The sequence below is a fragment of the Enterococcus canis NBRC 100695 genome, from assembly GCF_001544375.1.
Lineage (GTDB): Bacteria > Bacillota > Bacilli > Lactobacillales > Enterococcaceae > Enterococcus_H > Enterococcus_H canis.
The window spans coordinates 125,803-140,565 of record NZ_BCQJ01000004.1 but is presented as its reverse complement, the minus strand read 5'-3'; the positions used below and the strand labels follow the sequence as shown (position 1 = coordinate 140,565).

12 protein-coding genes and 1 riboswitch are annotated in these 14,763 nt (G+C 44.9%); of the genes, 8 read left to right on the top strand and 4 right to left on the bottom strand.

What is annotated here, in order from left to right; translation table 11 throughout:
• The first annotated feature begins 1 nt into the window (after position 1).
• From ECA01S_RS07690 to gmuD, 6 genes are read left to right on the top strand one after another with little or no spacing between them, the layout of a single operon-like run.
• Complete coding sequence (locus tag ECA01S_RS07690) at positions 2-970, top strand: ABC transporter substrate-binding protein (RefSeq protein ID WP_067393538.1); 969 nt, start codon at positions 2-4, stop codon at positions 968-970.
• Entirely contained in the window at positions 954-1,733 is a 780-nt protein-coding gene (locus tag ECA01S_RS07685) for an ABC transporter ATP-binding protein (RefSeq protein ID WP_067393535.1), read from the top strand. Before ECA01S_RS07690 ends, ECA01S_RS07685 begins: the two co-directional genes overlap by 17 nt.
• Complete coding sequence (locus ECA01S_RS07680; RefSeq protein ID WP_245631206.1) at positions 1,714-2,508, top strand: ABC transporter permease; 795 nt, start codon at positions 1,714-1,716, stop codon at positions 2,506-2,508. The genes ECA01S_RS07685 and ECA01S_RS07680 overlap by 20 nt, the downstream gene beginning before the upstream one ends.
• Entirely contained in the window at positions 2,472-4,364 is a 1,893-nt protein-coding gene (locus ECA01S_RS07675; protein ID WP_067393531.1) for a U32 family peptidase, read from the top strand. Before ECA01S_RS07680 ends, ECA01S_RS07675 begins: the two co-directional genes overlap by 37 nt.
• 10 nt (positions 4,365-4,374) lie before the next feature.
• Positions 4,375-5,655: an aspartate aminotransferase family protein gene (locus ECA01S_RS07670; protein ID WP_067393528.1), complete on the top strand. Its 1,281-nt coding sequence runs from the start codon at positions 4,375-4,377 to the stop codon at positions 5,653-5,655.
• Positions 5,656-7,044, top strand: coding sequence for a 6-phospho-beta-glucosidase GmuD (gene gmuD / locus ECA01S_RS07665; protein WP_067393525.1), 1,389 nt, complete (start codon positions 5,656-5,658; stop codon positions 7,042-7,044).
• 43 nt (positions 7,045-7,087) lie between these two features.
• Here the strand turns inward: gmuD and ECA01S_RS07660 are convergent, their stop codons facing one another.
• Positions 7,088-9,682: a YfhO family protein gene (locus ECA01S_RS07660; RefSeq protein ID WP_067393522.1), complete on the bottom strand. Its 2,595-nt coding sequence runs from the start codon at positions 9,680-9,682 to the stop codon at positions 7,088-7,090.
• Between the two features lie 188 nt (positions 9,683-9,870).
• Positions 9,871-9,944: riboswitch (Fluoride riboswitch) on the top strand.
• A gap of 61 nt (positions 9,945-10,005) precedes the next feature.
• On the opposite strand from ECA01S_RS07660, the gene ECA01S_RS07655 reads away from it, so the two are divergent.
• Positions 10,006-11,238 (top strand): chloride channel protein, encoded by a 1,233-nt coding sequence (locus ECA01S_RS07655; protein WP_067393519.1) that lies wholly within the window; start codon positions 10,006-10,008, stop codon positions 11,236-11,238.
• Positions 11,239-11,323: 85 nt separating this feature from the next.
• Positions 11,324-11,569: a hypothetical protein gene (locus ECA01S_RS07650; protein WP_067393516.1), complete on the top strand. Its 246-nt coding sequence runs from the start codon at positions 11,324-11,326 to the stop codon at positions 11,567-11,569.
• Between the two features lie 231 nt (positions 11,570-11,800).
• On the opposite strand, the gene hisJ is transcribed toward ECA01S_RS07650, so the two are convergent.
• The 3 genes from hisJ to proB are packed head-to-tail and all read right to left on the bottom strand — an operon-like array spanning position 11,801 to position 14,697.
• Entirely contained in the window at positions 11,801-12,622 is an 822-nt protein-coding gene (gene hisJ / locus ECA01S_RS07645) for a histidinol-phosphatase HisJ (RefSeq protein ID WP_067393513.1), read from the bottom strand.
• Between the two features lie 11 nt (positions 12,623-12,633).
• A complete protein-coding gene (locus ECA01S_RS07640; RefSeq protein ID WP_067393510.1) occupies positions 12,634-13,881 on the bottom strand; it encodes a glutamate-5-semialdehyde dehydrogenase in 1,248 nt (415 codons plus the stop codon).
• Positions 13,882-13,896: 15 nt separating this feature from the next.
• Entirely contained in the window at positions 13,897-14,697 is an 801-nt protein-coding gene (gene proB, locus ECA01S_RS07635; RefSeq protein ID WP_067393507.1) for a glutamate 5-kinase, read from the bottom strand.
• Positions 14,698-14,763: the final 66 nt, after the last annotated feature.

Sequence of the window (14,763 nt, the reverse complement as noted above, 5' to 3'; positions counted from 1 at the left end):
AATGAAAAAGATTTTAGCAAGTTTAGGTATTTTAGGATTAGGCTTAACTTTAGCAGCCTGCGGCGGTGGTAACGGCGCGGCTTCAACTGATAGCACGACAGAAGCGAGCGGCAATGGACAGCCGGTTACTTTGACGTTAGGTGTTATGCCCTCAACGGATAATATTCCTTTGGTTTTAGCTCATGAAAAAGGCTTTGATAAAGCTCATGGTGTGGATATCAAATTGGAAACCTTCAAAGCAGCGAAAGACCGTGATGCGGCCTTTCAAGCAGATAAAGTTGACGGCGTTAGCACGGACTTAGTTGCGATTGCCATCTATCAACAAGGCGGCATGGATGTAAAAATCACAGGGACTACCTTTGGTCAGTTTGACTTGTTGACCGGGGACGACAGTGTCCAGTCTGTTAAAGATTTAAAAGGCAAAACCGTGATTCTTTCTAAAAATACCGGTACGGAATATTCTGTTAATAAAATGCTAACGGATGCGGGCTTGACTATGAAAGATGTCAAAGTACAAGAAGTACCGCAAGTACCAACACGCCTAGAGTTGTTGAAAAACAAACAAGCGGCTGCTGCAATTTTACCAGAACCCTTTGTTACTATGGGGAAAGCTGACGGTCTACGAGTGTTGCAATCAACTGTTGATGTAGGAATCAACCCATTTGTTATGGGCATGAAACAAGAAACCATCGATGCGAAGGCAGAGGCTATCCGCGGTATGTACGCTGCTTACAATGAAGCAGTGGAATACATCAAAACCCATGATAAAGATGATTATATTGATTTATTCATTAAAGAAATCGGCTTCCCAGAAACATTGAAAGACCAAATTGAAATTCCAGCGTATACAGAAGCAACCCAAGCAACAGATGCCGATGTAGAATCAGCATTTGCTTGGGCAACAGAAGTGGGCTTATTGAAAAAAGATTTGAAACCAAGCGATGTTTTAAGCGATGTCAACTTCAAATAATCTTTCACTGGAACAAGTTAGTGTGGCTGTCGGCGACAAACCCCTGATTAAAGACGTTAATCTGGATTTTGAGCCGGAAAAAATCTATACGATTATCGGCCCCTCTGGCACTGGTAAGTCAACCCTGCTGAATTTAGTAGCAGGGTTGCTTCCTTATACAGGGGGAAACGTCAGCTATCAAGGTCGACCATATGATCCTAAAGCCCAGGTCATTGGTCTTGTGCCGCAAAATTACGGCTTGCTTCCTTGGGAAACAGCTTGGAAAACCGTGACAGCTAGCTTGGAGATTCGTAACGGTCATAAAGTGACTGGCGCAGAAGCCGCGGTGGTCCAGGATATTTTTGAAAAAATGAACTTAACACAAGTGATGCACGCCTATCCCAAAGCCATGAGTGGCGGCCAGCAACAACGCGTTTCCTTGGCCCGAGCGTTTGCGATTGCGGGAGACTTTTTACTAATGGATGAGCCATTTTCAGCCTTAGATGCCTTTACTCGCGAAAAACTCCAGAAGCTCTTTTTGACGATTTGGTCAGAGCATCCGCAGACGACGCTGTTTATTACCCACGATATCGAAGAGGCCCTCTTGCTAGGTCACCGCATCATTATTATGAATGGCCAACATGGCCGCGTGACGCAAGTCTTGGATAATCCGCTAGGCGAACCGACTTTTGATACACAAGCTAGACGCCAAGACCCAGAATTCTTTGAATGGGTCAACCGTTTGCGAAAGGAGATCTATCAAGATGACGAACCGACTCAGTAAACGCTTTTTAGGTCTGATTTTAGCAACGATCGTGATCCATGTTGTTTGGTGGTTAGCTAGCGTTTTGATGAACCAGACGGTTTTACCTAATCCTATTTTAGTGTATGAAAATTTCCCTAATCTGCTGCAAAATCAAATCGAGCTACATCTTTTAGTCAGCTTGGGACGGGTCTTTGCTGGGATGGGTATCGCGCTGCTGTTAGGGGTAGCCTTAGGTCTTTTGATGGGACGCGTGCAACGATTCAATTTATTATTTGATCCCATCTTGTATTTGACTTATCCGATTCCTAAGATGGCGCTCTTGCCGATTGTGATGCTGTTATTTGGTTTAGGTGATGCCTCTAAGATTATTATGATCGTCTTAATTGTCTTTCCGCAGGTGGTGTTAGCCGTCCGGGATGCCGTGCGCAATATTCCCGATCACTATTATGATATTTACCAATGTATCGGCGCTAGCCGCTGGCAGTTATTCCGCCGAATCACGTTACCGGCCACTATGTATGCGGTGCTGAGCACGAGTCGTATCTCACTAGGAACGGCGATTTCGATTTTATTTTTTCACAGAAAACTATGGAACAGAATACGGGATGGGTTACTACATCATGGATGCTTGGTTAAGACTGGACTATCCATCAATGTATGGTGCCATCATCCTCTTAAGCTTAATGGGCCTGATTTTGTTCTTGCTAATCGACGCCATTGGCTGGTATGCCATGAAATGGGAAAGGAGCTGATTGGATGCGTGAATTTAACGGACGCCCAATCGAATTATTAGCACCTGCCGGCACCTTTGCAGATTTTCAGCAGGTAATCAAAAGTGCAGCGGATGCCGTTTATCTAGGTGGTAAGCAGTTCAATATGCGGATGCACAATCCGCAACACAACTTGACTAACGAGGAAATCGCGCAAGCGGTCAAAATCGCCCATGATTTAGATAAAAAAGTCTATGTGACCTTCAATAACATGATGACGGATGCAGAACTAGCTGCCGCGGAAAGCTTTTTACGCTTTTTAGCAGAGGTGGAAGTGGATGCCTTAATCATTCAAGATTTTGGGGCTGTAAAGCTGATTCGTGATTTGGGCCTTGATTTGGAGCTGCATTTAAGTATTATGGCCAATACCCATAATGAGGAAATGATCGCGGCTGCCAAAAAATTAGGCGTCACACGGTGTGTTGTATCTAGGGAAGCCAGTTTAACGCAAGTCCATGAGTTTGTGGAGACCTTCCCAGAAATGGAGTATGAATATTTTATCCATGGAGATATGTGTATTGCTCACGGAGCCCAGTGTTATGCCAGCGGCGTCTTCTTTGGTAAAAGTGGGAACCGCGGCTTGTGCATGAAGCCTTGCCGTTGGGCTTATGAAGGGGAAGAGGAGCCGTATTATCCCATGGCGGTCAAAGATATGTCTCTTTATCAGCATATTCCAGAATTGATTTTATCGGGAATCAATTCCTATAAAATCGAAGGACGGATGCGCAGTTCAGAATACTTGATTAAGGTCATCAACTTGTACGGGGAAGCAATCGACCGCTTTTTAGCGGATCCCACTGGCTACCGTTTGGATCAACAGCAATCTCAGTATCTCGAAGAGAATCGGGTGCGGGATCTATCAACGGCTTATGCCTTACACGTCCCTGGAATCAATAATATCGCTTTGGATGGTAAGCGTGAACCGCGCGTTTTTTCACATCCACAAGCGGAGCCTGAGATCAAAGCAAAACGAGTCGCAAAACTGTTGGAAGACTGGCAAGTTACCTCCAAAACACCACGTATACGGGTGCTGGTGGATAATGAAGAGCAAGCGTTGGCAGCCTTAGCAACTCCGTTAGACAGCCTTTATCTTTCAGGAGAAGTATTGGCCCCAAATGAGCCTTTCACCAAAGCTGCGATTCGCCGGATTACTGAGCTGGCGAAGAGTCAAGGGGTTCCAGTCTTTTATGGACTACCACGTATGACGACTAAGGCGCAATTAGAGCGGTTAGATTGTTTAGTGCACGAGCTAGCAGTGCTAGGAGTGACCGGGTTATTATGCCATAACATTGGTGAAATCAATCGGTATCAAACAAGCGGCCTCGAGCTGCGGGGTGACTATGGCTTAAATGTTAATAATGCCCAAAGCGCGTTGTTTTATCAACAACAGGGCTTAACTAGTGTCACGTATTCGATTGAAGCGCCTGGGGAACAGTTAAAAGATTTAGTGAAAATGCCCTTGCCAACGGAAATGATCGTGCAAGGCAGTCCAACATTAATGTATATGGAACACCGTTTCCGTTTGGCGGAGAGTCAACGGACGGGTGCTGATTGGCAAGATGGTCAAAACGGCAACTTGGATCTGCGGGATGCCCGCGGCTATGTGCGAAAAATTCGTGAAGATCAGTATGGTAAAAATCATCTGCTACCTACGAAAGATTTCAATTATGTCGCGCTAGCACCAGAATTAAGTGGCAGTGATGTCATCTTGCGTATTGAGGCTAAGGAATATGAGCCCGCGCAATTGACGGCACTTTTGGTAAGCTATGATCGTTTTGCCCGACAACCAGCTGCTACGATTCCGGAACGAATGGCGTGGGTGGCGGAATTGACCAAGATTTTAGACAATCCCCAAAGTTTACAAACACTTGTCTATTAAGGAGGAACTTATGAGTTATCTAGGACCAGAGGGCGTATTAGCCAAAAAGCAAGCTTATTTTGTCCCTTGTGTGAACCACTTTTATCAAAATCCGCCGGAGTTCGTTCGTGGCGAGATGCAATATTTATTTGATTCTACTGGTAAGCAATACTTGGACTTTTTTGCGGGAGTTTCGGTGATGAATTGTGGCCATAGTAATCCAGCCATTATCGAACCCATGATTCAGCAGCTGCAACAGCTGCAGCATGTCTGCAATATTTACTTAACAGAAAATGGCGTTAATTTAGCTGAAAAATTAGCTGAGGTGACGCCGGGTAAATTAAAGCGGACCTTTTTTGTCAATTCGGGCACGGAAGCTAACGAAGGGGCTTTGCTGGCAGCAAGCCTCCATACCGGAAAACATGAATTTATCGCTTTAGACTTGGGGTTGCATGGCCGCACCCAATTAACCATGAGCTTGACAGGAATCGGTATGTGGCGGACGACAGATGTCCCTAATGGTGGCATTCATTTTGCCCGTAATCCGTATTATTTCCGCGATGGGGAAGGCCTGAGTCAAGAAGCTTTTGAAGACCAATGTGTTGCCGATGTTGCGCGAATCTTAGCCCGGAGAACCTCACGGGTAGCAGCCATGATCCTGGAGCCGATTCAAGGAAACGGCGGCATTATTACGCCAACACCGCATTACTTTAAAAAATTGAAAGCCTTACTGGAAGAACACGAAATTTTATTGATTGTAGATGAAGTCCAAACCGGCTTTGCGCGGACAGGTAAGATGTTTGCGATTGAGCATTTTGGAATTGAACCGGATATTTTAACGATGGCTAAGGCCTTAGGCAATGGTCAGCCAATTGGGGCTTACATCACCACCGACGAGATCGCGGCTAGCTTTACCCGGCCGTCGGCATCGACGCTAGGGGGCAATCCCGTTTCAGCAGCAGCCGGCTTAGCGGTACTGGATTATATTGCTAGTGCTGATTTATGTCAGCGGGCAACGACATTAGGCAAACTGTTACGTACTGGTTTAGAGCGTTTGCAAAAAAAACACCCAGTAATGGCGGATATCCGTGGACTTGGCTTAATGCAAGGGGTAGAATTAATCAAAGAGGGCAAACCAGCGGCCGATTTGACTGACCGTGTCTTGGAAAAGATGAAGGACCGCGGGATCTTAGTCGGGAAAAATGGTGAGATGCGCAATGTGTTAGCTATGCAGCCGCCGTTAGTCATTACCGAAGAGGATATTGCCCACTTCTTACAAAATTTAGATGAAGTATTGCAGGAGGAAGCGTAAATGAAGTATCAATTTCCAGCCGATTTTTGGTGGGGTTCCGCCGCTAGCGGCCCACAAACGGAGGGTGTCATTCCAGGTGATGGTAAAGGCGAAAACGTCTGGGACCACTGGTTTAAGGAAGCCCCAGAACTATTTTTCGATCAAGTAGGACCTGCTAAAGTGTCACAATTTTATACTCGTTATCCAGAGTACATCCAACAAATGAAAGCAACCGGTCATAATTCTTACCGGCATAGCATTCAATGGAGTCGTCTGATTCCCGATGGCGTAGGCGAAGTCAATCAAACAGCGGTAGACTATTACAATAAGTTAATTGACGAAATGCTGGCTAATGGAATTGAGCCCTTTATGAACTTGTATCATTTTGATATGCCGTGGCCTTTGCAAGAGCAAGGCGGCTGGGAAAACTATGACGTGGTCACGGCTTTTGCCCGCTACGCCGAAGTTTGTTTCGAGTTATTCGGCGACCGCGTGAAAAAATGGTTTACCATGAATGAGCCGATTGTGCCAGTGGAGGCCGGCTATCTAGGCGAATTCCATTATCCGCAAGTGGTTGATATGAAGCGCGCTGCGTTAGTTGGTTATCACGAAGCGTTAGCCAGCGCGAAAGCTATTGCTGCGTATCGCAAGTTGGGCTTATCGGGTGAAATCGGCATTATTTTGAATTTGACTCCAAGCTATCCTCGTGATGCCAAAAATCCAGCAGACGTTAAAGCGTCACAAATCGCAGATGCTTTCTTCAATCGTTCTTTCTTGGATCCAGCTATTTTAGGGACTTTCCCAGAGGAATTGGTGACAATCCTTAAAGACTTAGATATGCTGCCAAAAACGTTAAATGAAGCAGACTTGGCCATCATCCAAGACAATACGATTGATCTTTTAGGCATCAACTATTACCAACCACGCCGCGTAAAAGCTAAAGAAACACCGAAAGGTCCGCAGCCGTTTCCAACAGATTATTTTGACTTTTATGAATGGCCTGAACGGAAGATGAACCCTTACCGCGGCTGGGAAATCTATGAAAAAGGAATTTATGATTCCTTGATTAACATCAAAGAAAACTATGGCAATATTCGTTGCTTTATCTCGGAAAATGGGATGGGTGTCGAAGGGGAAGGCCGCTTCCTGGAAGAAGGTCAGATCCAAGATGGCTACCGAATCGAATTTGTCAAAGATCACCTGAAATATGTTCACCAAGCTTTAAGCGAAGGCTGTAACGTGTTAGGGTATCACATGTGGACTTGCATGGATAACTGGTCTTGGCTGAATGCTTACAAAAACCGCTATGGCTTTATCTCAATTGATTTAGCCAATGATGGCGCTGCTACTATCAAGAAGAGTGGCGAATGGTTCAAACAAGTGGCAACCAATAACGGTTTCGACGACTAATAAAACGCCCAGTCACGCAGTAAATGCGGAGCTGGGCGTTTTATTATACTTCTATTTGGGTAGTGGCTTTACGACGTAGCCACCATTGATAGAAAATGAAGAGAGCTAGACAAAGCACGAAAAGTAGCGCGCCTAAGGTAAAGCCCTGTGGTAGAAAGACAAAGCGGACTTCATGCGTACCCTTGGTTAGCGGTAAAGTTACGAGAGCACCTTCGAAATCTTTGATGGCAACCTCTTGGCCATCAACATAGGCACGCCAACCTTTATCATAAGGGATCGTTGTGAATAATACTCCATCTTCAGCTAAAGTTACACTGCCTTCTGCTTTGCGACCGGCGACCTGCAAGTCAGCTGCTTGTTGCTGTAATTGCTGCATCGTTGCAGTATAGTCATTTAAATTCAACAATAAAACTTTTGGTTCAACAAAGCTGACTTGGCTAGTGCCATAAAAACTAGCGGTAAAGGTGACAGTAGTGTCGGTATCATAGCTGCCAAGGTTGTAATATTGACCAGTAATGTTGATTTGGGACTTAGTCGCGATACCATTTACCGTGATGGTCACTGTGGAACTTTCCAACTCGTTGAAATTAGTTGGGAAAAGGCTAAGATAAGCTTGAGTATCTTTGGGCACGTGAACTTCCCAAGTGATTTCTTTGGCTTTATTAGCCGCTTGTTCCTTATAGGTGACTTGATTGCCCGTCGTGACGATTTCGGTATTTTCTTTACCCGTTACTTGTGGAGTCGCAAATTGATAATACTCTCTAGTAGTACCGGTCAGATGATTCAAAAGATCGGTCTGTGAGCCTAAATTGTCAGTGTCTAGTGCTTTCGCATCATAGACTGTTTCTGGTACCGTAAAGGCTAAGGGTAGTGCATATTGATTTTCATATAAGTGATAATCACCAGCGGCCGCGATTTCGGTAAAGCCAAACTTCTGCGGATTACTTTTGCTGATGTTATAACGGACACCGAAAAGACTGTCCATTGGCAACGTGTTATTAGGGTAACGGATATTTAAGTTAGTTCCCCGTGAACGAAAACCCAGTTCATTCAAATAGCCAGAGGAATTGCGGTTCCGAATAGAAGAAAACATACTGATACCGCTATAACCGTAGTTAAAGCCATCGTTAGCAGAAACAGGATCGAGATTTTCTAAACGAGAGAAGGCGGGATCTCGTTGATCGACCAGTTTTTTGATATCTGGATAAGGATCGGTGTAAAGACTGCGAGAAGCGTAGTTCCAATCGTCTAAAATCCCATGGACCATGCCATTCGTGTTGACGATAGCCTCAGCGCTCACGATGAGCAGCAGTACCAATGCCAACTGCTTTAAAGGTAACTTCTGCAATTGGTAGCAGACAAAGCTAGCAAGGTAAAGGGCTAAAAAGACAAAAGTCAGAATCATAGAGAAACTGTCAATGTAATCATAGCTATTCTTAGGAATCGTGCCAATAGCTAGAGCAAAAGCGGCCATAATCAGCAAAATTGTCGATGACAGGGTTAATAGATCTTTGCGCTGATAGCTTTGCCAACCATAGCCGGCAGTCATGACTACTAGGAAGGAGAACAAAAAGCTATAACGGAAGAGAAACATGTTGGGTGCGTGCATTCCGTGCCAAAATAGATTTAGCGGTGTTAGATAAAAACTAGCGATTAGGATGCCGAATAAAAGTGCCGTAACCAATTTATCGCGCCAATTAATACGACGTTGTACGAAAAAGAAGACACAAAGGACTAGCGGTAAGAGCCCAACGTAGATAAACGGAATCGAACCATATTTAGTGGTATCATAGACCGCTACCATATTTTTCATAATAATGTCCCAAAAAGAAGTAGCAGCTGTTTTCAGTGTGGTGATTTTCGTCAGCTCTTCACCATTGGTGCGCAAATCTAAAACCGCGGGCAAAATGATAATCATGGAGGCGCCGCCGGCTAAAAGCGAAGTAATCAAGTACATAGGAACCTGACGTATCGTTTCTTTGAAACGAACTGCGACCTTTAAAAAGAAGTATAAAAAGGAGAAGACACCTACCATGAAGCCCATATAAAAGCTGGATAAAAACAAGAGTAAGTAGCTGACAAACAACAGCGTTGGTTTCCGTTGGGTCAAGATACGGTCGATACCCCAAATAATAAGCGGCAGGTAAACGAAAGTATCGAGCCACATAATGATCTCAGAATGGGCAATGACAAAGGACATTAAGGCGTAACAAACACTTAATGTTACATGCCCTAATTTAGGAATCTTAAACGTATGCCGTGCGTAGAACCAAAAGGCTAGCCCGGCACTGCCTACTTTCAGTAAGGTAAGTACATATAAGGCGTCTGGCATCAACTGATTACTAAAAAAGAAGACTAGAGGTGTGAACAGTCCCCCTAAATAGTAAGAAATCAACGCGAGATAGTTGAGTCCTAGCGAAGCATTCCAAGAATAAAACAGACTCTGCTTTCCGTGGAGCATATTATGAAAGCTGGCATGGAAATTGGAGAACTGTGAAAAAGCATCACTGGCTAAAATGCTGCGATCGCTACCGGGATAGATTCCGATACTTAAATAAATACCCGCTAAGATCACCAAAGGAATAAAAAAGCTTAGTGCCATATATAGGCGTTCTTTCTTTAAAAAATTACGTATCATAAAAGCAACCTCACAATTGTTGGATTCTCTCATAGTTTAGCATAAAGGACCTAAAAGGGGAGAATTCTACCTTGAAAGTCTTAGAAATTTCAAGACTTTTCTTGTTTGAAAAGAAGTTGGTTAGTTGTTTCTTTATAAGTGAAAATTTCTGAAAATGAATTGACAATTTTTACCAGTTTCAGCTATACTCTAGGACAGGGAATGAGGTTCTCCCTTGGTTCATACCTAAACTGCTTACAAAGCTGATGACTTCTGTTTTTTAAACAGAAGTTGTCGGCTTTTTTTATTTATAATTATTATAATTTAGAAGGAGAAGTGACGGAATGCGACAGCAAATGGAAAAAGTGAAGATTTTTGGATGGTTAAGTGGGGCTGGTTTGGTGATTGGCGCGGTAGTAGGGAGTGTGGATGCCCTCTTTGGACGCGTTTTGTTGGCTATTACGGATTTCCGAATGAGCCATGTTTGGCTATTGCTCCCTTTTTTGGCGCTAGTTGGTGTAGGAATCGTTTATATGTATCAGCGGGTTGGCGGAGAGGCCGCTAAAGGGATGAACCTCGTTTTTGAAGTCGGGCATGGGGAGGAAGAAGTGATTCCCAAACGCTTGATTCCTTTGGTTATTCTAGGGACATGGCTAACGCATCTATTTGGTGGCAGCGCTGGGCGCGAAGGAGTAGCTGTGCAAATAGGCGCTACTTTTGGTAACTGGTTTGAACGACAACTGCCTATTACCTTGAAAAACGGCAAAACGATTTTTTTAGTGGCCGGTATGGCGGCGGGCTTTGCTGGCTTGTTCCAAACACCAATCGCGGCGATCTTTTTTGCAATGGAAGTACTGGTGGTGGGCTTTCTTCATTATCAAGCATTGCTGCCAGCAGTAGTAGCAGCTTTTACTGCCAGCAACGTTTCCCATGCCTTAGGTTTGGAAAAATTCACTTTTCCGTTACAAGGAGCAGTGGTATTAGATTTAGCTACAATGGGTAAATTAGTCGGCTTAGGTCTCCTTTTTGGCATAGTGGGAAAACTGTTTGCGCACTCTTTAAAACAACTCAAGACCTGGCTAACGCAAAAATTAGCGAATCCATTGCTTCGAATCGCAGTCGTTGGTGCCGTGCTAAGCGTGCTATTACTCTTGTTGGGGCAGGGACGTTACAGCGGCTTAGGCACAAATTTAATCAGTGCTAGTTTTACTGGGACGATTTATGAATGGGACTGGCTTTTGAAGCTTGCGCTGACCGTTTTAACTTTGGCAGCTGGTTATCAAGGTGGGGAAGTGACGCCGCTTTTTGCCATTGGTGCGACACTAGGGGCAGCGATTGCGCCGCTGGTTGGTTTGCCACTACCTTTAGTAGCAGCGTTAGGCTATGCGAGTGTGTTCGGGGGTGCCACTAATACTTTTTTAGCACCGCTTTTTATTGGGGCTGAAGTTTTTGGCTTTGCTTACTTACCCTACTTTTTTATCGTGTCGAGCTTTGCTCATATCGTCAACCGGCAACTGTCAATCTATGGGCTACAAAAAGTGGTGCATGGCAATTTAGAAATGAAGCGTGGCGAGTAGTATGGGGACAGAAAAACGACGAATTCTTTTAAAAGGGTAACTTCAAGGAGCGTATGAATATGATTTACCCAGCCGTAAAGGTCTAGTGGTTTATGATTTGTATATCAAGCAGGGGCGCTTGCGACTGACCCACAGTGTCTTTGAACCCAGTGGGACTTGGTCGGATCATGTACGCGATGACCGGATTCCGCATTATGATTTAAAAGCAGGTGAGCATTACCGCATCGAAACAACGATTCGCGAAAGTCACGGTCATTTGGATCGTCTCTATCTGCTCAATCCATCCTTGTGGTGCACCGCAGAATTTGAGATCCAACCAGGGATTAACTGAGGGCTTGTTAAAAATTGAGCAATAACGCTCGTTAGAATAAAAAAATGTGAAAGAACTGTAAATTTCTTCTCACAGCCAGGGAAAATATAGCAGAAACAATTGTAAAAAATAACGCAGTCCTTTATATTGTGTTCACAAGCTACGACATATTTTCTTCTTGCTTAGCAAGAGCACATATACCTTTAGGGCAAAAAAAGCGGAGAAATCTCTCCGCTTTTTTTGTCGATTCATTTAAAGCCAAGTCTGCGCCCAATCATAGTGGCGGCCGATATCTGCCAGCCCATGACTATCAGAGCCGTAGACCAATGGAATTTTTCGTGCTTGGGCTAAGAGCAAAATATCGGTTGAAGGATAGCTTTGACGATAAGCCGGTTTGTCAAAACCAGCCGTATTCAGATCTAATTCATAGCCTGCTGCTTGGATTTCGTCTAAGAGAGTTTCCAGCAATTGATTAGTGGCAGCATCCCGCTTAGTATCTGTAAATTCTTGTTGGAATTTTTCGCAAAGAGTGATGTGCCCTAAGCGTGTTGGTTTAAAAGGTCCTAAATCCGCCAAAAGTGACGCGCGAACCGTCTCGAAGTAGCGTTTTTGAGCAGCTTGATAACTGCCTAGGGGGGTAACTACCCCTTCACGCCATTCTTTGGCGTCATAATCTACCCCTCGTAAGCCGCCCGCACCTGCTACAAAGTGAACTGACAGCACCCCATCACTAAGCAAGGGCCCATATTCATTCAGAAAGTCACGCGTCCAATCCTCATAGCCTGGTAAGTAATCGACTTCAAAGCCAATTTCTAACTGGATATCAGCGGCATATTTTTTTTGAAGCCGTTGCATTGCTTGAAAATAATGATCGACATCCTGCATTGCCATCGCCGCTGTTTGCCATACAGCATCAGGGCTGCCAAATTGAACGAGCCCTTCAGGTAAAGGCATATGCTCGGTAATACTATATTGCGTGAAGCCTTGTTGAATCGCTTTTTGAATCAGCAGTTCTACCGGCTCACCACTACCATGGGGGCAATATTCCGTATGGGTATGTCCGTCTCTTTTCATGTGCGTCTCCTTTACTGACGAATCTGACCTTCGCCGTAAATAATATATTTGGTGGAAGTCAGTGCTTCTAGACCCATAGGTCCTCTAGCATGTAATTTTTGCGTACTGATACCAATTTCAGCACCAAAGCCAAAAACAAAACCATCTGTGAAACGCGTTGAAGCATTCACATAAACTGCCGCCGCATCGATTTCGTTTAAAAAGCGTTGCGCGTGGAAATAATTGTCGGTGATGATCGCCTCTGAATGTTTTGTATTGTAGTGATTGATATGGGCAATTGCTTCATCAAGGGAAGCCACGACTTTGACCGCTAAAATGTAATCTAAAAACTCAGTACCCCAGTCAGCTTCCGTTGCCGGTACAGCTTGCTGCAAATAAGTGATGGCTCGTTCATCAGCGCGTAACTCGACGTTGAAAGGCGCCAATGCGGCTTCAATCACAGGTAAGAATTCAGCGGCGACGGCCTCGTGAATCACCAAAGTCTCAGCGGCGTTGCAGACAGAAGGACGTTGTGTTTTAGCATTGACGATGATGCGCGTGGCCATCGCCAATTGGGCAGCGTCATCGACATAAATATGGCAGTTGCCGGTGCCGGTTTCAATCACGGGAACGGTCGCCGTCGCCACCACAGTTTTAATCAGGCCGGCCCCCCCGCGAGGAATCAAAACATCGAGATAACCATTCAGGCGCATAAAGGCTTGCGCTGTTTCACGGGAAGGGTCATCAATAAACTGAATGGCAGCGGGGTCTAGCTCAGCCTCCCGCAAGCAGTCTTGCAATAAGGTAACTAAGGCTTGATTGGAATGAAAAGCCTCTTTGCCGCCACGTAAAATCACCGCATTCCCCGTCTTGAAACATAAACTAGCGGCGTCGGTTGTCACGTTGGGCCGAGATTCATAAATCATGCCAACGACCCCTAAAGGAACATGTTGTTTGCCGATTTGCAGACCGTCCTCGTTACGCCACATTTTGTCTACTTCACCAATTGGATCTGGTAAAGCGGCTACTTGTTCAAGTCCTTGCGCCATCGCTTCGATCCGCTCAGCGGTCAGACGTAAGCGGTCCAACATTGTTTCTTTGACCCCATTTGCTTGCGCTTGGTCTAAGTCTCGCTGATTGGCGGTTAAAATCATTTGCTGATTTTGACGTAGTTTTTGCGTCATTTGTTGTAATACGTGGTTTTTTGTTTGAGTACTTAAGAGTGCTAGACTGCGGGCGGCTGTTTGTGCTTGCTGCCCCAGTTGTTGTAAATTTGTCATGATTGAACCTCCCTGCTAATTTGCGGAAAATAAAGTGCCAATAGGTTCGCCGGCTAAAATTTGAGTAATAATCGCGGGATCGTGCCCATTAGCTAGGACCATTTGCTGTTGCTGCTGCAAAATCCGTTCAGCTGCTTTCAGCTTGCTGGTCATTCCGCCAGTCCCAAAGCGGCTACCGCGACCACCGGCAATTTGGTAATGAGTTTCAGTAATGGTTGTTATTTCTGAAAACAGGGTGGCCTCGGGATCAACGTGAGGATTGGCTGAAAAGAAACCATCTATGTCTGATAGCATAATCAGCAGGTCCGCTTGGACTAACTGGCTGACGATGGCGGATAGTTGATCGTTATCGCCAAATTTAGTGGCGTGATCTAGTTCTTCGACTGCCACCGTGTCGTTTTCATTGATAATGGGGACAAGCCCCATCTGTAATAACTGCTCTAAGGTATTGATAACATTTTTGCGGCTTTCTGGAAATGCTGGTACATCACGTGTCAGCAAGACTTGTGCCATTTTTTGACCGTAAACGGCAAAGCGCTGATTGTAGATATTCATCAGCTCGGCTTGACCTACCGCGGCTACTGCTTGTTGTTCGGGAATCGTAGTTGGACGTTCTGTCAACATCAGTTTGTTGAGGCCCACGCCGATGGCTCCGGAAGAAACTAATAGGACTTCTTTTCCCTGGTTTTGCAGATCGCTCAAAATAAAGGCCAATTGGTCAATCGCTTTTAAATTGATGGCCCCATTTGGATAAATCAATGTACTAGTGCCCACTTTGACAACGATTCGTTGGGCTTGTTGTAATGTTGTTCGCATGTAAATACCACCTTTTGTTGCATTGTAGACTTTTCTTAGAAAGAGCGCAACTAAAATAAGCCTAAA